Genomic DNA, 23,065 nt, shown 5'->3' on the forward strand with positions numbered 1-23,065 from the left:
TTATTAGACCAAATTTATACCTTCATGTTCTAATAACCATTTTTTTCTCCACAGCCCACTGCCATAACCAGTTAATTTACCTTGACTACCGATTACCCGGTGGCAAGGTATCACTATAGCGATAGGGTTGCGATGATTAGCACCCCCAACCGCTCTGGCAGCCGTCGGTCGACCGATTTGCCGGGCTATATCACCATAAGATACCGCCTGTCCAAAGGGAATCTTTTGCAGAGCTGCCCAGACCTGCTGGTCAAAATCACTACCGTTTGGTACCAGGGGCAGCTCAAAACTGGTACGCCTTCTCTGAAAATATTGGTCAATTTGAGCCACCCATTCTTTAAGCTGAGGGTTAACACCCTGGTCAATAAACCCGTTTTCGTCATCAATAAAATCAAGCCGGCAGATACCCTCCTGGTTACCCTGAATACGTATCCAACCTAGTGGTGACTTATAATCAGCTATTAATACTTCCTTCATCATAATAAGCTTCCTCTTTACTTTTCTTCATAAACTAGGCATTAAATTTTCTTTCTACAGCTAAAAAGCAAAATAGACTAATCGAGTAGGGTAATGCTGCAGCATTATCCCTCTTATAGAACCGTACGTACATGCCTCGTCAGCCTATGTGAAAACCTTCAGCCTGTACCCGTAGGGTGATTCCACCTCACGGTGGACACCCTTGCCCTTGGCTATGTGCTTGGCACTATCAATCCGCACTAGGGACTTTCACCCATTAGACTGCCTATGCCGGGCGTACCACTAAAAAGACCCGTAGGTTATTATCTACGGGTCTTTATTAAATAGGTTAAATATCATTACAGTGTAAAGCAAATACAGTTAAACCTTTAAGGAAGCCTGGTCAATCTATTTTTATATGATTCACGAGGCGGAGCAGGTGGTATTGCTTCAGGATAACCCATGGCCAGTACAGCCACAACCTGATAGCCCTCTTTAACCTGTAAAATCTCACCTGCAGCAGGATGGCCCCCGATAGAAAGCCATACACTACCTATACCCTGCTCCCAGGCCGCCAGGCACATATTTTGAACTGCCACTGCCGCCGTTGGCAGGTTTTCCATCTTTTCCAGATGATCCTGCGGAGGCCGACTCATTATAGCCGTCATGAAAGGAGCCCCGCCAAAATCCTCTTTAAGATTCATAATCCCTTTACGGGCTGGTTCCGGTAGATCAGGGTTGGAGAGAACAGGCTCCATAACCGTTTGGTAAAGTTCCAGGAGTCGAGCCCGGGTCTCTGTACCAATAATCACAAATTCCCATGGTTGAGAATTGCGATGTGATGGTGCCCATACCGCTGCATTAAAAATATTATCCAACACATCTTCCGGAATAGGATCGGAACGAAACTTACGGATCGACCTTCTTGTTTGAATAGTTTCCATAGTATTCATCCACACAACCTCCTTTTTCATTTCCTCCCTACAGGAATCTGGCTGGCTGTGAGTAAGATTTTTATTACTTATGATATGGTTCCCCTTTAATTATTTTAACCCCCCGGTAAAGCTGTTCAATCAAAATCAGAACTGCCATCTGGTGCAAAAAGGTCATGCGGGAAAATGAAAGAATCAAATCGGCTCGCCGCCTTACTTCATCAGACACCCCATGAGGTCCTCCCACGACTAGATTTACACGGTAGTGACCGGATTGATGCCAGGTCTCCATCTGGTAGGCAAAATCTTCCGATGTCATCTGCTTACCCCGGCTGTCCAGCACCACAAGTATTTCGTCACTACCGCCCCCCAGGGCTAAAATACGTTCCCCCTCTTTTTTCAACACCCTGAGAATTTCCTTTTCCCCGGCACGAGATCCTACTTTTTCTTCCAACCCCTCTACCAGCTCTATTCCCGTATAAACAACTAATCGCTTAAGATACTCATTTATACCATTTACATAAAAAGGTTCCCGTATTTTTCCTACTGAAATGATGCGGTATTTCATATTATAGAGCCTCATCTATTTGATTTTTGTCTTTTATTCTAACCTATTCCTTTGTTTTTTTAAACCATTATTATTCTGTAAGCTTTATTTTTAAGGTTTTAGTTTCTATCCGGTTTTGCTTTTCATTTATTCGCAGCAGCTTAATTTTAATGGTTTGTCCAATCTTTTTATTAAGTGTAGCCTCCTGCAATTCTTGTACAGTTGATATGGTCTTACCATTGACGTGGGTGATAATGTCATATTGTTTTATACCTGCCTTTTTAGCCGGCCCCTCCGAGTTAGGTTCTACAACTACCCCATGCGTTAGGGGCAGGTCATAATACCGAGCCTGATCAGCGCTAACTTCCCCTATTATTCGAACCCCCATTAAAGCCCGCCGCACTTTACCATAGCGTTTAATATCATCCACTACCATTTTTACCTGGTTAGACGGTATAGCAAAACCTAACCCTTCATACCCCTCTACCGCAATTTTTACAGTATTAATCCCGATAACTTCCCCATTTAGGTTGACTAGGGCCCCCCCACTATTACCAGGATTAATAGCAGCATCAGTCTGAACCAGCCGGAACACGAAACCCTCTTCAGTAGTTAACATCCGGTTAAGACCACTTACTACTCCAGCCGTAACCGAACGGGCAAAGCGTAAACCCAGAGGATTACCAATAGCTATCACCTGTTCTCCCACTGTCAAGTTGTCTGAGTTGCCAAACCTGGCGATTGTTAAGTTATGCTTTCCCTTTACTTGGATTAGGGCCAGGTCAGTACGGGCATCGGTACCTACTATACTCGCACCGGTTTCAGTTCCATCGGCTAGTGTTACCGTTAGCCGATCGGCATCTCTTACTACGTGATTATTAGTAACAATATAGCCGGCCTGATCTATGATAACCCCGGAACCAGTAGTTTCAGTGCTACGCTGATCAAAAACGTTGCCATCACGCTTTAGGCTAGTTATTCCTACTACGGCAGGACTTACGCTGGCAGCTACCTGACTAACCCCCCTGGTTCGGTTAGTACTTTCTTCGCTAACCATAGGCTTACTGGGAGCAATTATCCCTTCAAGTAAAGTATAACCTCCCAGGCCAAGGAGAAAAAATACCACAAAATATACGACTCCCTTTACGCTTTCTCTACGCACAAGATTCCTCCTTAAATTTTGGAAGTGGTATAGCAAATGAACATATGTGTTTTACAGGTTAGTTAGTTATCCCCAGCCCAAGCATTACTTATCGACCAGTAAAGATATTGTTTACCTGCCCGCCAGGATTATACTAAATAGTTATTACTTATGCGTTTTAATTTTTGTCATATAAACGCGAAACAGGGAGGCTTGTACCTCCCTGTCTATACACCTATTATTTAATTGCGCTAACCTAACGTGGTATTAGCGTAAAACATGAGCGCCTATAGAGCGCAGCTTATCCTCAATGTTTTCATAACCCCGGAATATATGCACTGCTTCCTCTATTACAGTAGACCCATGGGCCGCCAAAGCGGCTAAAATTAAAGCTGCCCCGGCCCTAAGATCAGTTGCTTTAACCCGGGCCCCCAGTAAGCCATTAACTCCTTCTATCACTGCTGTATGCCCTTCTACCTTTATACGGGCACCCATTCTTTTTAATTCATCAACTACCTGAAACCGGTTCTCGAAAACATTCTCAACCACTACACTTGAGCCCCTGGCCAGGCAAAGTAGGGCTACCATCTGGGATTGCATATCAGTCGGAAAACCTGGATAAGGAAGGGTTTTTATGTCGACCGGAGCAATATTTTCTATTCCTTTTACCAGTATGCCTTTATCGGTCTCCCTTACCAAGGCTCCAGTTTCCTGTAATTTTGCGCTGATAGGATGAAGGTGAGTGGGTATTACATTTTCCACCAGCACCTCTCCTCCAGTAATGGCCGCTGCAATCATAAAGGTTCCCGCCTCAATCCGGTCAGGAATAATAGCATAGCGACCTCCTCGCAGGCTCTCAACCCCTTCGACCTTAATTATATCGGTTCCTGCACCGCGAATACGGGCTCCCATAGAATTTAAAAAGTTAGCCAGATCAACAATCTCTGGTTCTTTGGCCACATTTTCGATAATACTTTGTCCCGGTGTAAGCGCAGCCATCATCATAATATTTTCCGTTGCCCCCACACTGGGAAAATCAAGATATACCCGGCCACCCCGCGGTGATTTAGCCCGGGCATAAATAAATCCATGTTCCAGGCTAACTTCTGCCCCCAGGGCCTGAATCCCCTTAATATGCAAATCCATAGGCCGGGAACCGATGTCACATCCGCCTGGTAAAGACACGGCCGCTTCTTTCTGCCGCCCTAACAGTGCCCCTAAAAATAGGTTAGAAGCCCGCAATTGTTTAGCCAATTCATAGGAAGTCTTGGACCTTAATCCACCGGATGGTGAATAAAGAGATAAACTCCCATCTTCATTCCAACGTATGCTAACACCTAAATCCTCTAAGATCTTTATGAGAACCTCCACATCACGAATGCGGGGTACATTATCGAGAATCGTTTCTCCTTCAGCCATTATACTGGCTACCATTAATACTAAACCAGCGTTCTTGGCACCGCTGACTCTAACCTGTCCATAAAGGGGATACCCCCCCTCAATAATGAGCGTGTCTTTCAATGTGTACACCTCTCGCCCTATTGTTTTCCCATCGACTGGTAAAAATCATGCTCAAATGTTTTATAATCCACGCCCAGGGCCCCGGTCAGAGCCCGAGACATAGTTTTTCCCCGGCCCAGCTCCTCCAGGATAGAAAACAAGCTGTCTTCTCCATATTGCTGAGCAATATATTCTACAACTTTAAGCGATTCCCAATAAGCTATCTGCTGATCTATCTGGTCAAAATTTTTTTCCAAAACCGACAGGGGGTAATATTCTAATTCTTGCCCCTCAGCAAAGGGATCCGCAAATTCAAATCCGGTAATCTTTTTCTCTATATACTGGGCTATTCCTTCGGTCCACCAGCGATTATAATTCCCCCGAGTTATCTCGTCAACCATTAAATGGGCAAATTCGTGGACCATGGGACCTTCACTTTCAAATTGATCTGCCCAATCACTTCCCGGAATCCACGCACGGGGGGAAAGTATACGTATTGAACCACCCCAGTAAACCCCCATAGCCTTCTCGTCCTTATCCCAGCCAAAACTTCTGGCTAAACTCTCACTATTAGGATACACCACTATAGTGGTCTTGTTAACTGGTTGGCGCTCAAATTCCTGGCATACAGAACTAAAAGCATCTTCCGCTACCACACCAATCATGTCTACATACTCCTGATCAGCACTAGTATAACGTATTTTATAATGCTCCGTTTCCGCCTCACTAAAACCCGCCGTCTTCAGATTAATTTCCTGTCCCACCACGGCCCTGACCAGGGTCTGACTGTTACGTGACACTGTTACTACTATAATCAAGGCGACGATTATTAGCAAACTAATATTTTTTGCCGAATTAGGCGTTTTTATCCCCAACATACTGATTCTCTCCCCTCTAGCCCACATTATACTATGCTTGCTATTCTCCAGGGGAAAGCAAATAATGGTGTCTATTCCTTTAAATACTCAGTTACGGCTATTCCTGCTAAAGCTCCATCCCCTACTGCGGTAGCTACCTGGCGCGCCTTTTTAGAGCGGATATCGCCCGCCGCAAAAACACCCGCTACAGAGGTCTGCATATTTTCATCGGTTATGATATATCCATCTTCTGTGTCAACTAATGTTTCCAGAAAATCAGCTGCGGCTACTAGCCCAATACTGATAAAAAGCCCCTCCGCCGGTAAGACCTCCTCCTCACCGGTAAGCACATCCCGAAGTACTAAACGATTCATTAAGGCATCGCCTTGGACCCGTTGAACCACCTTGTTCAGTTTCAGCTCAATATGGCTATTTTCCAGCATTTTATCCACTGCTGTCTGATTAGCACGAAATCCTTCACGACGATGAATAAGGTATACCTTAGAAGCCATGTCGGCCAGATAAAGCGCCTCCTTAACAGCCGAATCGCCACCCCCTACTACTGCTACCGGAACCCCTTGAAAGAAGGCACCATCACAGGTAGCACAATAGGATACCCCCCGACCTAAAAACTCGTTTTCTCCCTCAACATCTAATTCCCGCCGCCGGGCCCCCATAGCAATAATTATGGCCCGGGCCATATACTCTCCCTGGGTAGTACTTACTTTCTTTCCATCCGGCCCATCCTCAATAGCTGTAACTTCCTCCATACGCAGTTCAGCCCCAAACCGCTGTGCTTGACGGCTAAAGTTTTCCATTAAATCCTGACCATTAATCCCAAAAGGGAAACCAGGATAATTATCGATTAAGTCAGTCAGAGCTGTATTGCCCCCCACCATACTTGACTCAAGTATCAGGGTGCTAAGTTTGGCTCTTCCGGTGTAAATAGCTGCAGTTAACCCGGCCGGTCCTGCACCAATGATTATTACATCATACACAGCACAATCCCCTTTCAGTACTGATTTATAAGCCAGATCAATATAAAAGCCCTGACCGGGAGGTCAGGGCTTGTCCAGATCTTAGCGAAGGTAACTTAAAGGATTACGGAATGAACCGCCTGCTAAAACCTCAAAATGCAGGTGAGGTCCAGTGCTTCTGCCTGTTGACCCAACCGTTCCAATGGTCTGTCCGGCTGCCACCCTCTGTCCAACCGAAACATTGATACTAGAACAGTGGGCATAACGGCTCACAATTCCGTTACCATGGTTAACAATAATAAACTTCCCATAGCCACCTTGATACCCGGCATAGGTTACATTACCACTGGCAGCAGCACGAATAGCCGTACCACTTCGGGCAGCTATGTCAATTCCGGTATGAGAACCGCCCCGGGAGCCGTAGTAACTGCTAATCGGTCCATAAACAGGCCAGTCAAGCACTCTGGCTCCGCCCCCACGGGAGGCTATGTTAACCTGGCTTCCCTTTACTAAAATTTTATTTACCGCTTCCTTTATAATCTGTTCTTCTTTTATCTCTCTTTTATCTAGAACTCCATTACGTTTAATTGCTTCATAGACTATCTTTTTTTCTCCGTTTTGACCTGATTGGGTAACTCTTACACTACTATAAGCATTACGGTCAACCACAACTTTAGTTTCAAAAGGAATAGTTTCTATTTTTTCTCCCTCTACCCGAGCTATAACATTGACATAAGGTTTACTCTTTACCAGAATCAGTTTTTCTCCCGGCTTGAGATCCTCTGACTTTAGGCGGTTAGCCTTAAGAATCTCGTCCACGTACATGTCATTTTTCCGGGCAATCATCCACAGGGAATCTCCCTCCTGAACCTCATAGGTTTCAGGATTATTAGTTCCTGTCGTGATCAGGCTATAAGCTTTGTCAGTAGATATAACCTTACTGGCTGGTGCTTTACGTTCTTTAACCTGCACCTTTTCCTCAAATCCCAGTGATACTAATTTCTCTCCTTCATCTAACTGAGAATTCTCCTTTTTTAACTGTTCCAAGAGTTCCAGAGCATCCTTACGGCTGCCCAGATAAGCTATATCTTTATCATTGACAACTATAGCCGCTGCCATAGTTTTAAAATCCAATGCCTTCTTTAATTCGGTCTCCATACGACTGGAAACGACTAACTGTTCCCGACCAACAAAGACCCGCTTATATTCCACCGTGTTATTCAATTCCAGAGGCTGATTAAATTGCTTTTCTTGTTCTAGCTTCAGCCGGTTCAAAACTTTTTCTACTTCCTGCTTATGCTTAACCGCAAACTTTTCCTTGCCATCTACACAAACCATATAGGCCGGGGTCCTGATGACATTAGTCCACACCAGAGAAATCAACAAAACAACAATGACCGCACCCGCTACCGGTAACAACTTTTTCTGCCGTAAAAATTCTCCCATAATTAACTCTCCATTTGTTTATAAACTTTCTTAGACCACAAATCTATTCTATTTGTTCCCTTGAAACTCCTGCTAATTTTTCGATTTTTTTCTCTAATTACTAATACGTTTTTTCAAATCCAGATAAATTGCCGCTTCAATACGTTTACGGTGCATAGTACAGGTAAGTGTTCTGGGAACTGCGATACTTCCGCTATTAAAATAGTTATTAGCATGGCATCCGCCCCCACAATAATACCTGGCCCAGCACTTTCGGCACTCCTCTTTACTGGTTAGGGTATTAGCCGCAAAAGTCGAAAGAACCCGTCTATCCACATCTTCCTGGCTTACATTACCCATGAGAAAATCATCGATGCCCACCAACTGGTGACAAGCATAAATATCACCTGAAGGAGTAACTACCAGGTACTCCACCCCTGCTCCACAACCGGAATGTCGTTTAGCCAGACAAGGCCCCCGCTGTAAATCCAGATCAAAATGGAAAAAATGAATATCTACTCCCTGCTGGTGATACTCCAGCAGCAGATCTGCTAACCGATCATATTCCTGCAGAACGGCAGGTAGATCCTCTTCCTGAATAGCCCAACTATCATCAGCTCCGATAGCCGGTTCTAATGATAGAGAGGTAAAACCCTGATCAACAATATGCTTGACATCACTAGCAAAGTCAAGATTATCACGTGTAAATGTTCCCCGGATATAATAGCTGGGCGGATGGGCATCGACCATAGTACGAATTTTTGGAAGTATAGTCGTATAGCTGCCCTGTCCACTGGCTAAAGGCCGGTTATAATCATTAACCTGCGGGCGTCCGTCCAGGCTTAAAATCACTGATAATTCCTGTTCTACAACATAATTAATAACTTCTTGATCCAATAACAGGCTGTTGGTAGTCAATGTAAAGTGAAACTTCTTCCCATATATTAGTTCTTGCTGGCGTGCATAGGCTACGATCCCCTTAACTACAGAAAAATTCAGCAGGGGTTCACCCCCAAAAAAGTCGATTTCCAGGTTTTTAACCCCCTGGCTATGCTTAATTAGAAAATCTATCGCCTTTTGCCCAATTTCCAAAGACATAAGACCGCTCTCCTGCCCAAAAGTCCCCTGCCCGGCAAAGCAATAGCGACACCTCATATTACAAGCATGAGCCACATTTAAACATAAGGCCTTGATAGGCATATGCTCAAGATTCAATTGGATTTGCTCTTCTTCGCTAAATAGTGCCCCTGCTTCCCAGGCCCGTATTATCTCCTGGGCGGTTTCCTGTACTATCTTAAGGGGAAACCTTTTTGCAGTAGCCTCAATCGCCTGCTTAAAATCACCGCTATTAATGATGTGTTGGATCAGCGCAGCCCCTACCTGGTCAACAATATGAATGGCACCGCTGTTCACATCCACTACAATGGTTAAATCCTGGTGATTATATATGTGTATATTAGCATTGAAATTATAATCAGGTGTAATTAACAAAAATGCTCCCTCCTAATTTTTTAAAGGTAGCCATAAAAAAAGGGGCTATTGCCCCTTTATATATACTAATTCCGAAATGACCTACTGATTACGACAGGTTTGGTTACCTACCGTGCAGGAGGTTTTACAAGCAGACTGACATGATGTAGCACATTCCCGGCAGTTCATTTTACCTGCCTCTCTCTTCAGTCCCGGTTTAATTACGGTAATAATATGTTTCACCCTAAACCTCTCCTTCCTCACCCTGTATATGCATAAACCCCTTTCGGGTCTTTAAATATCCATAAATAAAATGGAGCGGGAAACGGGGGTCGAACCCGCGACACCCGGCTTGGGAAGCCGGTGCTCTACCACTGAGCTACTCCCGCATGCAACGATATTTTACATCATAAAAATAGCCAAGTCAAGCTGCCTTGGCCATAACTATATGCGTTTCTATGGTGGGCGCAGCAGGTTTCGAACCTGCGACTTCTACCGTGTGAATTATATAATGTATAGGTTTTGAGTTGACCTGAGTTTGCAAAAGCTCATTGTATTGGGTTTTCCGTTTTCCGCTTTAGCAAGCAGTTGTTTGTTTTTGGCCTGATTTTGGTTACCTTTGTGGGCAAATTAGTGGGCAACTTTTAAGTCCATAAACATATCTAGCTCTCTTCCTCCGGAACCCACTCCAGCAGATCGCCAGGCTGGCACCTAAATAAGTGACACAGCCTGTTAATGGTTTCAAAATCAATTCTGGTGGCTTTCTCGTGATACAAGTTAGATATTGTATTGCGATTAAGTCCTGTCTCTTTATGCACATCCTGGATATTCATTTTACGTATTCCCATCATTTTTGACAAGTTACACTTAATCATAACCTACACCCCTTCCGCTTAAATAATACATTAAATTACGTAGTATGTAAATCAAAATGCTTGACAAGCTACGTAACATGCTATATAATGTACTTAAGATGTTAAGTATTAATCAACTGAAAGGAGCGGATAGGATGAGCCCTACAGAGGTAATACAGAGCCAAATCAATCTCCTGGCCGACCTCAACCGGGAGCTGGCCAGCCAGGCCACCCCGGAGGCGGCGCGGGAGGTCAGGGAGAATATCCAATGCATGGTGGAGCTGGCGGGGCTAAGGGCGCAGTCCATTGTGATAGATGACCTGGAGGAGCGGTTAGGAGAAGTGGAAAAAATGCTTTTCGGGCCCTATTTGCCGGAAGCCTTTGAGTTTAAATATTCCCTAGCACAATTTGTTATAGATTGCCGAGAGGATATTGATACTATATACGATATCTGGGGACGCGCCCTAGATCGGCATTTGGGAGAAGACTGGTGCGAAGAGGACGACGACGAAGCCGGGGACTAAACCCCGGCTTTTTTATTACCACTTATCCCTATTCCACCACGACCACCTTAGTTTCCTCCTGCCAGGTTACCGTTTCGTTCAGTGCGTCTACTAATTCGCGTACCGGCACCCAAGTTTGATTGTCTATGAGCTTTCCCGGCAGCTCTTTACCCTTTACAACCACCTTTACATCCTGCACAGCACTGCCCCCCTTCACTAGCTGCCGGACACGATTCACGTCAAAGTGCTGCCCGGGGCAAGCGGTAGCCGTATAATCTCTATGCCCGCCTATCTCCTGTATCGGATGCCTGGCCATGATTTGTTTACACAGGTTTGCTACAAAGCTGTATAGCTCTGGGTCAGGTACCGTCTCCTGATAGTTTCCCACTATGCAAATGCCAATGCCGTCCTGGTTCCTTCCCGGGCAATGTGCTCCTGTGTCCCACTCAGGACGGCCGGGAATAGCAGTCAAAATACCGTTTACTTTTTCTACTACCCAGTGGTACCCGATATTTCGCCAACCGTTGTGTTCGACGTGCCAACGTTTTATACTATCAAAATCTTTAAGCGTACCATGGTCCGGACTAGCGCTATGGTGGATTACTATATAATTTTTAGGCATGCGTTTTGGCCTCCTTGAGTTGTTCCAGAGCTTTTTGGATCTGCTCTGGGACTGGTACCCCAGCCCTGCTTAAATTTTCTATTAGGCTTAATCCTTCATTCGCGATGTAGAAAAATATTGCTAGGTTACGCAGTATCTCTTGTCCTAACAGCATGTCCAGCCAATACGCAACCGCGATAGGCACAAAAAGCAAAATCTTTTTAGCAATACCCTTAAAACCTATCTTGCTATTAAGACTCTGTGAACAATAAGCTGCCACAAGGCCGGTTATGTAGTCCAGTACAACGAAAAGTACCAACACTTGTAGAGCCAAGTCCCATCCCCCCAGTAGAGCAGTTATAAAGCCCCCCACTAGGGCAACAGAGTATTTAGTCCAAACCAAAATATTACTCATGTGGTTTACCTCTCCTTTCCAATATAAAATAGCCGCCCTACTTGAGCGGCCTTGTCACCCTCCTCTTCCTAATGTAAAATGTTGTCAAAGGAGGTATGTATTATGCGTAAACCTATAGCTTTGATGTTGACGCTAGCCCTGTTGTTGACGATGACTGCGCCGGTGATGGCGTTTACACCCAGTGCTATTTTAGATGAAGTTAAATTAATGAGAGCAAACGGAAAACTTAGCAATGACTCAATAACTCAAGCCGTTGTCGATTTATCCTTTATTGAAAGTAACGGTTCTGTGACTGCCACGGTCTACGAATCAGTCTATGAGAATCAAACCATAAATACCTACCCTAACTTATCGAAACAATCACCTGCCTCTTGCACCAACAAATTAACTCGTTTTGTTTTTGAGCTTACCAATCGTTATCGTCCCCAAAATACTGATTTGGCAATAGGCGTATCTCCTGACCGGTTAACAGTACAAACATATGTCTATGGGCAATACAAAGATCAAGCTATGTACGCCTTTTTATCTGGCATCCCTGACTGTTTAAACAATGAGCCTTATTCTCGTCCAACCGGCAGGGGAAGTAGCAGCAAAAGTTCAGACAACTCATGGATTGAGCCATATTCACCTGAAAACATAGGCACTGACCCAATAACATCATTCCAAGTAACTACATTTGCTATCGCCAATAAATCCTACACAATCGCTACTACCGATATGGACGAAGAAAAAACCGTTACATCGGGAACAAAAACTATGGATGTTGCCCCCTACATCAAAGGCGACCGCACTTACGTACCTGTCCGCTACTTAGCCTACTCGCTAGGCGTCGGAGAAGATAACGTAACGTGGGACGGCAAAGACCGTAAAGTAGGCATTACTAAAGACGATGTTGATATATCCCTTTTTATCGGTAGCCACGTAATGTACGTTAGCCAAGAACCCGTCGAAATGGACGTTGCCCCCGAAATTACCAATGCCCGAACTTTCCTACCTGCTCGCTGGGTGGCAGAAGCGCTAGGGGCAGAGGTCGATTGGGACGATGTCACCAAACAAGCAATAATCAAGATGCCAATAAAAGAGCCGGGGGATTAAACTCCGGCTTCCGGTTCTTCTGCTGGTAACAATGCCAATTTTGCTTCTAATTCTGCTTTCCTTGTCTCCAACATATCCCGTCTATCCATGTGCCTAGTTTTGTGTGCAATTAATCCGGTAATGTTGTAGTCGCTATTGTCGATTTGTCGAGTAACTACTTCTATTTGCTTGCTAATATCATCAATATCTTTTAACAAAAGTTCTCTTTCGTTCATTTATAATACCTCCATAAATCTAATATGAGCATAGTCTTTACGGGTTGCTGATAGCGACCAGGTGAATTCCGCCCCCGTACTTATGCCATTGTTTCGTTCTTTTACAACGAAGTAATCTGTGCCTATTTCTGATACGTACAGGTCAACATCTGCATAGGGAGTTAGATGTACGTACCACCTACTGTATTCTGTATGTGGCTCTATACACTCCATAAAAATGGGGTCAACCAACACCCGACATTCGCCGTTTGTTAGTTGCCCCATACCTTCATCTATGTATCGTACTTCCGGTGATTCGCGGGCGGAAATGGCTAAACTCCCATAAATAGTATCTTCTATACAGTTTTTTGTCCCACCCGTTACGCTAAAACCATTTCTAGCACTTACGCCATTTTTACCATATAAATGTAATTTTCTATCTGCCGTTTGTGCTAAGACTTGGGCATACCATGTCCCCTCGGTATCGAACCAATCTATACCGGCACTGTCTGCAAAATTCGGGGAGGCCATTTCTAATACTTTTGCCGGAATATTACTTCCAATTGTTTTAGGTGCATACATTGCTAAAACATTTGGTGGCTCAAAAGCTATATACTGGGCATCCCCTTCCAATCCCGTTCTAATCAACGACGAGTATATCTCCCCACCGATTATCTTCAGCCCATACTTCCGCACCGCATCTTTAAGCCAACTGCCGAGCAGGACCCGCAAGGCGTTCTCCGAGCCGTAAACCTTAATGCCGTCTGATTCCGCCCGGATATACCCCGGCCACTGCTTCATGTCCTCCGATGAATAAAATGGTGCTTGGGCTTTGTACCATCCAGCTATTTCTTCGTCTGTGGCGGCATAGTTGAAAATGGCGAGTTCGTCCATTAAAGCATTAGCTTTGCTAGCACCATTACTCCATGTTTCCAAAACATGAAATTTATCAAAATTAGAAAAAGACGGAGCGGAAAAAGAAACCAAAGGCTGTTCTAATTCCATTTTGCCCCCATCAGGTTTATAAACTATCATTTTACATTTTTTATCTGTAACAAAGTCCCAACGGAATACTATGTAATACCAAGTATAAGGCTCAACGCTGAAAGGAATTGCTTGATCTAACCACCCCACGCCTTTGTTTCTTAATCCAAATAGGATACTATCGGCGTTATCCCAACCTGAACCCCAATACACTCCTATGAAGTCTTCCCCTGATACATGACCCATGCTAAACAGACTAGGGTATGCCTGCGGGGTTTTAGCTAAGGGATTAAACCAAAAAGAAAAAGTTCCTTTTTGCGGGTCAAAACCTGTGGCCGTTTTGGGGATAGTTAAAGACTCATTTACTCTTATACCCTCTATAAAACTAGTAACATAATCTTTTCGTTCTACTTGGGGAAACCTTGCCAATATATTGCGACTACCTTGAACATTAATATCCATAAAACGATAAACACTAGTATATTCTGCTCTTGAGGCAGTTACTTTAATTATTTTTCTTTCTCCGGGCATAACAGATAAGCTAGCACCCGCTATATCACACCAATCTAAAAACACCGTAACGCTAGAAACCCCATCATTATAAAGTTCTAAGGAACAAGTATAGATTGCACCATTAGTTAATTTAGGTAAATCTACAGTACCACGCATAAAAGCAGTAGCAACTTGAGTATTTGTAAGTCTATACCATTCTCCCTCTTTAGTAGCGGTAACTCCCCAGCTTTGTGCCCACTTAGTTAAATCTGTACCAATGCCACCTTGCGAAGAGGATATTAAATTCGTCGTCCCTTCCTCGATAAATACCCCTTGCCCAAATTTACCTTGCTCAAACCTCGGTACACCACTAGCAACCTGTTTTCCGTCTATCGTATAAGCTACACTATTCCTTGTAAATGTAGGAGTTAACCCTTTGTGGCTATTAAGGCTACCGTCAAAATGGAATAGAGCCGTGCAGCGGTCATCCACGCCCATAGCAGCTCCGCCTTGTATTTGTGATGGGTCGTAACCTTCTGCAAAAGTTGATTCTGGGCCAACTTCAATTAAGCTAGATTTTATTTTACCAGCATTTAATAAATCTGCCGTAAAACCAGAACCATCTCCAAATGTTCTCCAATTCCATCCGCCGTTGCCATCTTTCTGGTTAGCTATCGCAAATCTACCACCACCAAGCAACATAGCTGATGTGGCCTGTTCGTAGGTAGGGGCATCCATGTGCAGCGTCCCCTGGGGGGTTTCCCAGATGTATGCCTGGCTATTTTCGATTGCGTTTTGCAACACGTCTATTACGCCGTCAAGCCATTTCGTGTTGTAAGGCTTATTCGCTATTTCCTCTACCCGCCGGGCGGTATTTATGGTAGCTTCCACGATGGTCGGAGCAAAGCTACCCAGCACTACCTTGGTATTTTCCGGAGCTAATAAATCTCTTTCGATTTCAATTACCCGCGCAGATACCACTAGCTCGGGCCTAAACTCCCGGTCAATTACCCGTACCAGGTCACCCAGGCGTACTTGTTCGTGTTCGTACCCGGTCAGCTGCTCCAGGCTAACGACATCAAGTCTGTAGGTCACCCGGGGCACCTTCCGTCTAGCCAGTTCAGCCCGGGTCTTCTCCAGCAGTTTTTCCGGATCCGTTTCTTCCTCATCGATAAAAACACCAAAACGGTGCCGACCGCCTGGTCTACCCCACCGGGCAAGCGCGTCAGCGTCGCCGAGCCACTCCTGGCCTGCCGGCTTGTCTGGCGCTTCAATATCCGCAAATGTAAGCCTGCGGCCGTAACTACCAGAGTCAAGCTCTATGCCCTTGCCACGACCATAAAGAGCTGTTACTACATTTGAGGAGTCTACCTCTCGCTCAATACTGATGATATCTTTTGTGTAGGCAAACTGCTTGCCGGTGTCGGTACCTCGCATTGCCTTTAGGTCAACATAGCGGGTAATGGTTCCACCTGAGATTACGCATCGCCAGTTGAGTTCGCCCTTCCAGGCGTTTGCTACCTTCTGCACAGCTGAGAGGGCAGACTCATAGTAAGCAGATGTTGAGGATGCGCCCAGGTCGTCAACGATACCCACCTGCCAGCGAGTGTTTTCAAGCATGCCAGCCAGTGCAGATGTCGCATCAGCAGACGGCCGCTTGTCGGTAACGATATCGTCCAAAAGCTCATAAAAGATATGCTCGCAGAATGCCGTTCTAGTCAGGCCGTCGCTGTGCAGATCCACCAGCCGCTTTATCTCGAAGAACTGCCAGTAACTGTCCAGGTCCTTGAAAGCTACTAAATTCCCTTCTGTCACATAAGCCGCATCTGCCTGACCACCGGGCACCGTAAAGCTAAACGTGTTCTCCCCGTTCAGCACCTCCCTGTGCCTTGCGTCCCAGTACGGGCAACCCTCGGTAGGTTCCCTGTCAAGCTCAGCAGGGTATTCAGCAGATAGAAAGGCCTGGCTTGTTGATGCCGGGCCGCTAGAGCGGGTGAATTCGGGTTTGAGTAAAGCTATTAAGTTTTCACTCGGGTCAAATACATAAAGCAAATTATCACCACCTTTATCGCCATTCCGATAGCGTGGTAAGGATTACCCCTCAACTGGCTCTGGAACACCATCATCAAACTTCGCAATCACCGGCCCATCAAAGGTATCACCAACGCTCAAATAGTTTTCATCCTTTGCCACAGTTACAAACAAAGGATCGCCTGGGGAATCCCAGGTAGTGCCTTCCGGAACGCTAGGTGCAAACTTAATAAGTACTGTTTCACCTTTATCTGTCAATTCCAATACTGTAAAGCTAATCTTTTTTTCAGATATCATAATAATTAAACCTCCCCTGTGATTTTGATATAGTCAGTCCCGCTATGAATCACTAACGCTGTTTTTCCTGTGGCAATCGCAACGCCAGTTCCACCTGATTTTTTAATTGTTATAGCGTATCCAGAAGCATTACTAATCGCATACATAGTTCCCGGCCTATTTGGAGCTATGATATTTGCCGCACCCCCTGCATTACTTACAGCAAGTAAAAAACACTTACTTTCGTTGTTCGTCAATGCCCAATCAGCGGCGGCTCCATCATAATCATGACTTGCTACACCAAACTTATTACTATTTCCAGTTGGGATAGTCATTTCTACGCTTGGCACTGTAGATTCAGCAGGGTCACCCATCGGTTCAACATACACTGTACCATTTTCAAATACTTGCAATGGTGCTTGGGCTGGCAACTTAGTCACGATAGGCGTGGCTAATTGATAAGTTAACGTTGTTCCTGCTAAGTCTGCTTGTGCTTGTGTAATCGTTGTGTAAGTGCCTTTTGGTACACCTATAGTTACAAGCCCAGTTGCACTATGGTAATAGCAAGGTGCATATGCTGTCTGTCTTTCACTAAGTGCAATTTCGGGTATACTAGTTTTAAATAAAACTTGACCTAATTTAGTTGCTGTACCACTGCTCACAAGTTGGTTGTTTAATTCCTTCAAATAAACAATATCTATGTTCCAATCTTCAGGAGATGAGAACGTCTGAAAATCTTCCTCTCGTAATACATATTCACCACTAACCCTCTGCGTCTTAACCCCACTCGTTACGTTAACTTCATCTTTAACGCCGTTGGGGAGACTTCTTAGCGGTTCCGATAGGTTAATAGTGGCAGAGGATTCTTTGTAGGGTTCGTATTCGGTTGCTGTGTCACCGGGTTCAATCTGAATTTCGTCAATTTTATAATCGCTGCCCTCCCATAAAGCAATGTATTGAATAGTTTTAGCTGGGTCGCTAGTGACAATATTGCCTGAAAAAATTGTATATGAACCGTCTGTATAATACAATCTTTTGCCTACAGATGAAGAAAAAGTAAATGTATACGTCTTCCCATTAACAAACTTTGGTAACGTCCCAATTTGTTTAGGTATTGCTGTTGTGCTTCCTACGCGCCCCCAAATACCATATCTATTAATGTTATACTCCAAAACATCACTAGAAGCCTTAACTTGCCAAATCTTTTTGCCGTCTTGCCAATCATAACTAAGTGCCATATCGGGGGAAAACAAATTCTTCCCAACACTCTTAACTCTTACGCTGTTTGTAGATTTAGTGCCGTCGAACCAGTGGGGAAATTTTGCGTTCATTTCGTCTGCGGTTAGGGTGTCTAACCCTGCGGCGGTCATGTCTATTGCTAATACTTCTTGTACTTCCATGACTTTGCCGTTGGCTGTTGATGCATCGGTATATTCGTGAGCAAACAACAACCTGAAGTTACCTGCATGAGTAGCTTGGGAATCTAAAATAATAGCCAGTGAATACCATTGATTGGCTACAGGAGCCGTTATCGTATAGGTACTATCTCCTGAACCTCCTGTGCTTCTGATCAATGCACGCATTCTAACACAATCATTATTTGTTACTCGTAATTTTGCTTTTATAAAATACTTCCTACTTGGAAAGATGGAATAACTTGTATTTTGTGCCAACCATCCTATATTTGCAGAACCATCTGGCACAACTTGCATTATATTATTAGACATGCTAATCGTTGCATTTACCCCCAGCCACCCGCTTGTTCCATTTGCAAAGTTACCATTGTTAATAATATTAGTAGCAGTTAAACCCTTCACCACAATGTCGCTAACTTGCCCATTAACCACGTCATTACCAACACTATAAATCCCACCGTCAAATGTAACCGTTTTAGTAGGTGCATTGCTAGGGAGACTATTTAATTTTTCATTCGTGTAATTTCTTGCCAGTTTTAAGCTGACCGCATCCATTAAATCACCCCCCAATTCGTACCGTCTGTTACTTCAATTGCCCCTGTATCAATCGAGAAATAAAAGCAGTATGGTATAACCGCATGTGCGGCAACCGCATCTGGTTTATCAGCAGATTTACCACGCAACGTATCGCCGCCAGATACTGCAAAAGATACTCCACCTATCTCAACATAACTGCCCGATAGCTTAAGACCGTCAGCTATAATCACAGCCAGTTTGTCCTCCAAATTCTTCACCCTGGCCAGCAAACTATTAGCCGCCGGGCTTGCTACTGCTTGCCCGATTGCGCCCTCCAGACCGTCAATGTACCCCTGGATAATAGTCAGCTGTGCTTCCAGTTGGTCAACATGCCCGATTAAGGCGGCTTGACCTTCTATTGTCGCCAGGGTCGCCAGGGTTGCCTCTATCCCGTCGATATAATCCTGGATGGTTGTTAGCTGAGTTTCGATTTCAGTCGCTCTAACGGCCAGCTTATCCCCGGTCGTACTAATTGGATTACCGTCAGCACCATAAAGGATATGCCGACTTGCACCGTTAGACCCATACAAATACCCGTATTCATCCAGCACGGGGTCGAAATACTGCGGGCTTGGTTTTTTATCCACATCGCATTTTAGCTGTTTAGTATTTGCAGGCATCTTACCCCCTCCTATCCTAAATCATCAAGTATTTGAATACTTATATATCCATCGTTGGGGAACGTCTCCCGCCGGCCATCCCGGTACACTACTTCAAACTCTGCTCGGTATATTCCGGCGGTATCTGTTTCACCGGATGCCCATACAAACCAGACCCCACCGGTGACCGCATCCTGTATGTGAGCCGCCCTGCTGATTACGGCTGGCCGGTTAAGCGGGGCCATATGGAAATTCACACTGCAACCGGTCAGGTCTACCGGCGCCCCACTTGCATCTTTGAGTACCGCTTTTATCGCGTGCCGAGTGTCCCCGCGCTTAATTGTTATGTCATAACTCATGTAGTATCACCCGCTTCCTTGTGCTCCTCTAAGAGCATCGACTCGCTCAAAAAGTAAGTGGTGGAATAAACGTCAAAAAGGCTCACTACTATGCTATTGGATGCAGGTTTTATCTCAACGCTATTCAAACCATCACCCCCTTCACCCCCTACAAATACCTGGGCGCCCAGGAGACGCGCGTACTACATACCCCAGCAGATGTTATAGTCAGGGTATTTTCCCCTACCCGTAAATTAAAAAACCGGCTATTCTGCCAGTCTAATTTATCCATCGCTCGGTTACCGTTTATCAATATTGCCCCAGTGGTAGTATTTACTTCTAGGGTATCGTCGATTTGAAAGTCATGCACCACCCGAATATAAGCATCCCCCGGACCGTTCACCCCCCACTCAGCAGCCGTTCCGGTAAACGTAACCTTAAAAACCGGTTGGCTCTCAAACGTGCTTTGATTGTTTGCGGTTACGGCATCGTTTATAAAGTCAGCAGTCTGTTCCGCGCCGTATGCCAAAGGCTCACAGGTAAATACAAGGCTAAATTCGCCTAAGGCGGCTAAGTGCTCAAAATCAACTGCAGTTAGCAATTTACCTCTGTAATATTTATCCGGCTCATCGTCAAAACTGAGTATTGCCCGGTCAGTAGTATGTAACCAAGCGGCTATCTCTCGTGCCCGGGTCCGCAGATCCGGCAAGCTTTTTTCTACAAAGGCACAATCGATTTCTATTTTTCGGTCTGCTAGTTCCCGGGGGAATAGGATACTCCCTTGTCTACCGGGTACCTGTACGTATCGGTCATTCGGTTCCGGGAGGAGCTGTCGGTTTTTTGATCGCATTATAACGCCAAACTCACTGCAATGCCGGCCGTTAAAGCTGAATCCATATATTATCTTAATCCCCTCCCCCGTGCTTTATCTTGTTGTAAGTCATGCAGCTTACGTGCTATAAGCTCTATATCGTGGTCATTCCTAACTATCATCTGCTGGACTATTACGCCGCCACCATTCCCCGCACCAGCTGCAGCTAATTGGGTACCCCTGAGCTCATCCCTAATAATCTGTCTCAGATCGTCCAGTGCTCCTACGAATTCGGGCCTTTTCTCCGCAACCCCGATTATGGCAGGGTTAGTAAAGACGCCTCCTTTGTCATACCAGTCTACAGCAAATTTGGGGATCCTCACTTTAGCATCACCTACACCTACAGACCGCCAATCTACATTTATATGTGGTAACTTAGGCCTGGGTATCTCGATACGCATGTTGGCGAAAGCGTTTTTAATCGTATCAATGATGCCAAATAGTGTTTGTTTAGCAGATTCTATCGGGCTTACTATAGCGTTTTTTATTCCTTCCCATACACGGCTGGTAGTAGACCTAATACTCTCCCAGTTTACCCCTAGCTTTTGAGCCAGTAGTACAGCCCAGCCTGCCGGCCCCACTGCCAGCAGCAGGATGGTTCTACCCCACTGGTCGAAGAAGTCTTTTATCCCGCCCCATAATTTAGTCCAGCTTTCAGATATCTGCTTTCCGAAGTCTGATAGAGCTTTCTTCATCGACGCCATGCCTTCAGTCCAGCCCTTTTTAAGGGCCTCCCAGAGTTTAGCGCTAAAGGCTACGATATCGTCCCAGTTTTTATAAAGCGCTACTCCGGCCATTACGAGTGCAGCTATAGCAGCTATGACAAGCGCCACAGGTGCCGTAATTACCCCCAGAGCTGCACCCAGAACAGGTACCGCTCCTGACAGAGCACTAAAAACTCCCGACAAAACACCCGCAACTCCTATCACTGCCCCTATACCTTGTGCCATTAACCCTAATACGATCAATAGCGGGCCGATAGCTGCGGCTAAGCCAGCAATAACCACTATAGTAGTTTTCATCCCCGGGCTTAACTTAGCAAGCCAGTCAACAAATGTTTGCACCGCAGCAACAACCTTTTCTAATGCTGGGAGCATAGCCTCATAAAGCTGGAGGGCAACACCTTCAATAGCGCTTTTTAGCTCAGTCAATCGCCCCAGGAGGTTGTCTTGCATTTCCTTCGCCATTCGGTCAGCGGCACCAGTGCTGTTATTAATGGATTCTGACAGTTTGTTAAAATCATCATCGCCAGTGTTTACGATTGCTAGTAAGCCGGACATTGCTTCCTGCCCAGCAATTTGTGCTGCATAAACCGCCTGCTGTTCAGGATTCAAGTCTTTAAATGCCTCTCGCAGGTCATCCATCATTTCAGCCAGGGTTTTCATGCTGCCGTCGGTGTTAGTAATCGATAAACCCAACTTGTCCATGGCTGTGCCAGATTCCTTTGTAGGTTTAGCAAGTCTGGTGAATATGGCCCGTAAAGCAGTACCGGATTGGCTCCCCTTAATACCAGCGTTAGCCATTACTGCCAGGGCAATGGCTGTGTCTTTAGCTTCATACCCCAAGGCACCAGCTAGCGGTGCGACGTATTTAAACGACTCACCCAGCATGGCGACGTTAGTGTTGGCACTGCTAGACGCAGCCGCTATAGTGTCCGCAAATTCTCCGGCTCTAGCTGCCTCCATGCCAAATGCAGTCATGGCATCGGTCACGATATCGGACACTAACCCAAGATCCTCACCGGCTGCGGCAGCCAGGTTCAACACACCAGGCAGACCATCTAACATTTTTTGCGTGTCCCATCCTGCCATTGCCATAAACTTTAGGCCGTCAGCGGCTTCACTGGCACTAAATTTAGTAGTGCTACCCATTTCCTTTGCGATGTCTTCTAGCGCTTGCAGGTCTTCACCGGTGGCTCCGGAGATAGCACCTACTTCCGACATTGCTGCTTCAAAATCCATACCGGTTTTTGTTATCACCGCGCCCAGACCTACTATGGGAGCGGTCACCTTCATGGATAAGTCTTTTCCGGCATCCGTCATTTTCTGACCGGCGCCCTGTAATTTTTTCCCTAGCTGCTCAGCAGTCATACCAGTACTTTTTAGTTGCTGCTCAAAATGTTTTAACTGGCTTTCTGTTTTGACTAGCTCACGCTGAAATGCTCGATACTGTTCTTCGCCTATTTCGCCTTTTTTAAACTGCTCAGTAACTTGTGCTTGGGCAGCCCTTAGCGTATCTAATTTTTCCTTAGTAGCTTTAACCTGGTCGCCAAGGAGTTTTTGTTTCTGGGCTAAAAGCTCAGTGTTTCCGGGGTTAAATTTTAAAAGCCTATCAACTTGCTTTAACTCTTTTTGGATATCACGGCTTTTCCTATTGACCTCTTCTAGCGCCTTGTTTAGGGGCTGAGTATTACCGCCTATCTCGATTGTTATTCCTTTTATTTTACCTGCCATAGTCTCACCACCTTTATGATATACTGTATAAAAAAGGGAGGTCATAGGATGTCAAAGAAAGAA

General features: G+C 45.2%; 23 protein-coding genes and 1 tRNA gene. 2 read left to right on the plus strand and 22 right to left on the minus strand.

What is annotated here, in order from left to right; genetic code table 11:
* Nucleotides 1-3 precede the first annotated feature (3 nt).
* The 12 genes from ACZ5Q0_RS05265 to ACZ5Q0_RS05320 form a co-directional block, all read right to left on the minus strand.
* Nucleotides 4-480 carry a methylated-DNA--[protein]-cysteine S-methyltransferase gene (locus ACZ5Q0_RS05265; protein ID WP_446819011.1) on the minus strand — a complete coding sequence of 159 codons (477 nt, stop codon included), beginning with the start codon at nucleotides 478-480 and terminating at the stop codon, nucleotides 4-6.
* 365 nt (nucleotides 481-845) lie between these two features.
* On the minus strand, nucleotides 846-1,409 hold the full coding sequence (locus ACZ5Q0_RS05270) for a nitroreductase family protein (protein WP_446819010.1): 564 nt from the start codon (nucleotides 1,407-1,409) through the stop codon (nucleotides 846-848).
* A 64-nt stretch (nucleotides 1,410-1,473) separates the two neighbouring features.
* The gene (locus tag ACZ5Q0_RS05275; RefSeq protein WP_446819008.1) at nucleotides 1,474-1,956 is read right to left on the minus strand and encodes a 23S rRNA (pseudouridine(1915)-N(3))-methyltransferase RlmH; all 483 of its coding nucleotides are present in this window, start codon (nucleotides 1,954-1,956) and stop codon (nucleotides 1,474-1,476) included.
* Between the two features lie 70 nt (nucleotides 1,957-2,026).
* The gene (locus ACZ5Q0_RS05280; protein WP_446819006.1) at nucleotides 2,027-3,097 is read right to left on the minus strand and encodes a S1C family serine protease; all 1,071 of its coding nucleotides are present in this window, start codon (nucleotides 3,095-3,097) and stop codon (nucleotides 2,027-2,029) included.
* Nucleotides 3,098-3,343: 246 nt separating this feature from the next.
* Nucleotides 3,344-4,597 (minus strand): UDP-N-acetylglucosamine 1-carboxyvinyltransferase, encoded by a 1,254-nt coding sequence (gene murA / locus ACZ5Q0_RS05285; protein WP_447182795.1) that lies wholly within the window; start codon nucleotides 4,595-4,597, stop codon nucleotides 3,344-3,346.
* 17 nt (nucleotides 4,598-4,614) lie between these two features.
* Entirely contained in the window at nucleotides 4,615-5,454 is an 840-nt protein-coding gene (locus tag ACZ5Q0_RS05290; RefSeq protein ID WP_446819003.1) for a peptidase MA family metallohydrolase, read from the minus strand.
* Between the two features lie 71 nt (nucleotides 5,455-5,525).
* Complete coding sequence (trxB, locus tag ACZ5Q0_RS05295; RefSeq protein ID WP_446819002.1) at nucleotides 5,526-6,431, minus strand: thioredoxin-disulfide reductase; 906 nt, start codon at nucleotides 6,429-6,431, stop codon at nucleotides 5,526-5,528.
* Nucleotides 6,432-6,512: 81 nt separating this feature from the next.
* Nucleotides 6,513-7,856 carry a peptidoglycan DD-metalloendopeptidase family protein gene (locus ACZ5Q0_RS05300; protein ID WP_447182796.1) on the minus strand — a complete coding sequence of 448 codons (1,344 nt, stop codon included), beginning with the start codon at nucleotides 7,854-7,856 and terminating at the stop codon, nucleotides 6,513-6,515.
* A 93-nt stretch (nucleotides 7,857-7,949) separates the two neighbouring features.
* Entirely contained in the window at nucleotides 7,950-9,326 is a 1,377-nt protein-coding gene (gene scfB, locus ACZ5Q0_RS05305) for a thioether cross-link-forming SCIFF peptide maturase (protein WP_447182797.1), read from the minus strand.
* 81 nt (nucleotides 9,327-9,407) lie between these two features.
* Entirely contained in the window at nucleotides 9,408-9,548 is a 141-nt protein-coding gene (scfA, locus tag ACZ5Q0_RS05310) for a six-cysteine ranthipeptide SCIFF (RefSeq protein WP_446818999.1), read from the minus strand.
* A gap of 71 nt (nucleotides 9,549-9,619) precedes the next feature.
* Nucleotides 9,620-9,694 (minus strand) — tRNA-Gly (locus tag ACZ5Q0_RS05315).
* 273 nt (nucleotides 9,695-9,967) lie between these two features.
* Nucleotides 9,968-10,180 carry a helix-turn-helix domain-containing protein gene (locus tag ACZ5Q0_RS05320; protein ID WP_447182798.1) on the minus strand — a complete coding sequence of 71 codons (213 nt, stop codon included), beginning with the start codon at nucleotides 10,178-10,180 and terminating at the stop codon, nucleotides 9,968-9,970.
* Nucleotides 10,181-10,236: 56 nt separating this feature from the next.
* Here ACZ5Q0_RS05320 and ACZ5Q0_RS05325 point away from each other — a divergent pair, with 56 nt between their 5' ends.
* Nucleotides 10,237-10,683, plus strand: coding sequence for a hypothetical protein (locus ACZ5Q0_RS05325; RefSeq protein ID WP_464827266.1), 447 nt, complete (start codon nucleotides 10,237-10,239; stop codon nucleotides 10,681-10,683).
* 28 nt (nucleotides 10,684-10,711) lie between these two features.
* On the opposite strand, the gene ACZ5Q0_RS05330 is transcribed toward ACZ5Q0_RS05325, so the two are convergent.
* Nucleotides 10,712-11,284, minus strand: coding sequence for an N-acetylmuramoyl-L-alanine amidase (locus ACZ5Q0_RS05330; RefSeq protein ID WP_447182800.1), 573 nt, complete (start codon nucleotides 11,282-11,284; stop codon nucleotides 10,712-10,714).
* Entirely contained in the window at nucleotides 11,277-11,678 is a 402-nt protein-coding gene (locus ACZ5Q0_RS05335; RefSeq protein ID WP_447182801.1) for a phage holin family protein, read from the minus strand. The genes ACZ5Q0_RS05330 and ACZ5Q0_RS05335 overlap by 8 nt, the downstream gene beginning before the upstream one ends.
* 102 nt (nucleotides 11,679-11,780) lie before the next feature.
* On the opposite strand from ACZ5Q0_RS05335, the gene ACZ5Q0_RS05340 reads away from it, so the two are divergent.
* Entirely contained in the window at nucleotides 11,781-12,773 is a 993-nt protein-coding gene (locus tag ACZ5Q0_RS05340) for a copper amine oxidase N-terminal domain-containing protein (protein ID WP_447182802.1), read from the plus strand.
* On the opposite strand, the gene ACZ5Q0_RS05345 is transcribed toward ACZ5Q0_RS05340, so the two are convergent.
* The 8 genes from ACZ5Q0_RS05345 to ACZ5Q0_RS05380 form a co-directional block, all read right to left on the minus strand.
* Entirely contained in the window at nucleotides 12,770-12,988 is a 219-nt protein-coding gene (locus ACZ5Q0_RS05345) for a hypothetical protein (RefSeq protein WP_447182803.1), read from the minus strand. The two genes, ACZ5Q0_RS05340 and ACZ5Q0_RS05345, sit on opposite strands and share 4 nt — an antisense overlap.
* On the minus strand, nucleotides 12,989-16,495 hold the full coding sequence (locus ACZ5Q0_RS05350; protein ID WP_447182804.1) for a phage tail spike protein: 3,507 nt from the start codon (nucleotides 16,493-16,495) through the stop codon (nucleotides 12,989-12,991).
* A gap of 42 nt (nucleotides 16,496-16,537) precedes the next feature.
* On the minus strand, nucleotides 16,538-16,771 hold the full coding sequence (locus tag ACZ5Q0_RS05355) for a hypothetical protein (protein WP_447182805.1): 234 nt from the start codon (nucleotides 16,769-16,771) through the stop codon (nucleotides 16,538-16,540).
* Nucleotides 16,772-16,776: 5 nt separating this feature from the next.
* Nucleotides 16,777-18,720 carry a hypothetical protein gene (locus ACZ5Q0_RS05360; protein WP_447182806.1) on the minus strand — a complete coding sequence of 648 codons (1,944 nt, stop codon included), beginning with the start codon at nucleotides 18,718-18,720 and terminating at the stop codon, nucleotides 16,777-16,779.
* Nucleotides 18,720-19,361, minus strand: a complete 642-nt coding sequence (locus ACZ5Q0_RS05365) for a hypothetical protein (protein ID WP_447182807.1) — start codon at nucleotides 19,359-19,361, stop codon at nucleotides 18,720-18,722. Before ACZ5Q0_RS05365 ends, ACZ5Q0_RS05360 begins: the two co-directional genes overlap by 1 nt.
* An 11-nt stretch (nucleotides 19,362-19,372) precedes the next feature.
* Entirely contained in the window at nucleotides 19,373-19,699 is a 327-nt protein-coding gene (locus ACZ5Q0_RS05370; RefSeq protein ID WP_447182808.1) for a BppU family phage baseplate upper protein, read from the minus strand.
* A 148-nt stretch (nucleotides 19,700-19,847) separates the two neighbouring features.
* Nucleotides 19,848-20,528, minus strand: coding sequence for a distal tail protein Dit (locus tag ACZ5Q0_RS05375; RefSeq protein ID WP_464827267.1), 681 nt, complete (start codon nucleotides 20,526-20,528; stop codon nucleotides 19,848-19,850).
* Nucleotides 20,529-20,578: 50 nt separating this feature from the next.
* A complete protein-coding gene (locus tag ACZ5Q0_RS05380; RefSeq protein ID WP_447182809.1) occupies nucleotides 20,579-23,002 on the minus strand; it encodes a phage tail tape measure protein in 2,424 nt (807 codons plus the stop codon).
* Nucleotides 23,003-23,065 lie beyond the last annotated feature (63 nt).

The organism is Syntrophomonas erecta subsp. sporosyntropha, assembly GCF_055395365.1.

Coding starts and splice junctions, on each gene's coding strand:
- ACZ5Q0_RS05265 (WP_446819011.1), bottom strand. CDS start 480: ATGATGAAGGAAGTATTAATAGCTGATTATAAGTCACCACTAGGTTGG.
- ACZ5Q0_RS05270 (WP_446819010.1), bottom strand. CDS start 1,409: ATGAATACTATGGAAACTATTCAAACAAGAAGGTCGATCCGTAAGTTT.
- ACZ5Q0_RS05275 (WP_446819008.1), bottom strand. CDS start 1,956: ATGAAATACCGCATCATTTCAGTAGGAAAAATACGGGAACCTTTTTAT.
- ACZ5Q0_RS05290 (WP_446819003.1), bottom strand. CDS start 5,454: ATGTTGGGGATAAAAACGCCTAATTCGGCAAAAAATATTAGTTTGCTA.
- ACZ5Q0_RS05300 (WP_447182796.1), bottom strand. CDS start 7,856: ATGGGAGAATTTTTACGGCAGAAAAAGTTGTTACCGGTAGCGGGTGCG.
- ACZ5Q0_RS05320 (WP_447182798.1), bottom strand. CDS start 10,180: ATGATTAAGTGTAACTTGTCAAAAATGATGGGAATACGTAAAATGAAT.
- ACZ5Q0_RS05325 (WP_464827266.1), top strand. CDS start 10,237: ATGCTTGACAAGCTACGTAACATGCTATATAATGTACTTAAGATGTTA.
- ACZ5Q0_RS05330 (WP_447182800.1), bottom strand. CDS start 11,284: ATGCCTAAAAATTATATAGTAATCCACCATAGCGCTAGTCCGGACCAT.
- ACZ5Q0_RS05335 (WP_447182801.1), bottom strand. CDS start 11,678: ATGAGTAATATTTTGGTTTGGACTAAATACTCTGTTGCCCTAGTGGGG.
- ACZ5Q0_RS05340 (WP_447182802.1), top strand. CDS start 11,781: ATGCGTAAACCTATAGCTTTGATGTTGACGCTAGCCCTGTTGTTGACG.
- ACZ5Q0_RS05345 (WP_447182803.1), bottom strand. CDS start 12,988: ATGAACGAAAGAGAACTTTTGTTAAAAGATATTGATGATATTAGCAAG.
- ACZ5Q0_RS05355 (WP_447182805.1), bottom strand. CDS start 16,771: ATGATATCTGAAAAAAAGATTAGCTTTACAGTATTGGAATTGACAGAT.
- ACZ5Q0_RS05360 (WP_447182806.1), bottom strand. CDS start 18,720: ATGGATGCGGTCAGCTTAAAACTGGCAAGAAATTACACGAATGAAAAA.
- ACZ5Q0_RS05365 (WP_447182807.1), bottom strand. CDS start 19,361: ATGCCTGCAAATACTAAACAGCTAAAATGCGATGTGGATAAAAAACCA.
- ACZ5Q0_RS05370 (WP_447182808.1), bottom strand. CDS start 19,699: ATGAGTTATGACATAACAATTAAGCGCGGGGACACTCGGCACGCGATA.
- ACZ5Q0_RS05375 (WP_464827267.1), bottom strand. CDS start 20,528: ATGCGATCAAAAAACCGACAGCTCCTCCCGGAACCGAATGACCGATAC.
- ACZ5Q0_RS05380 (WP_447182809.1), bottom strand. CDS start 23,002: ATGGCAGGTAAAATAAAAGGAATAACAATCGAGATAGGCGGTAATACT.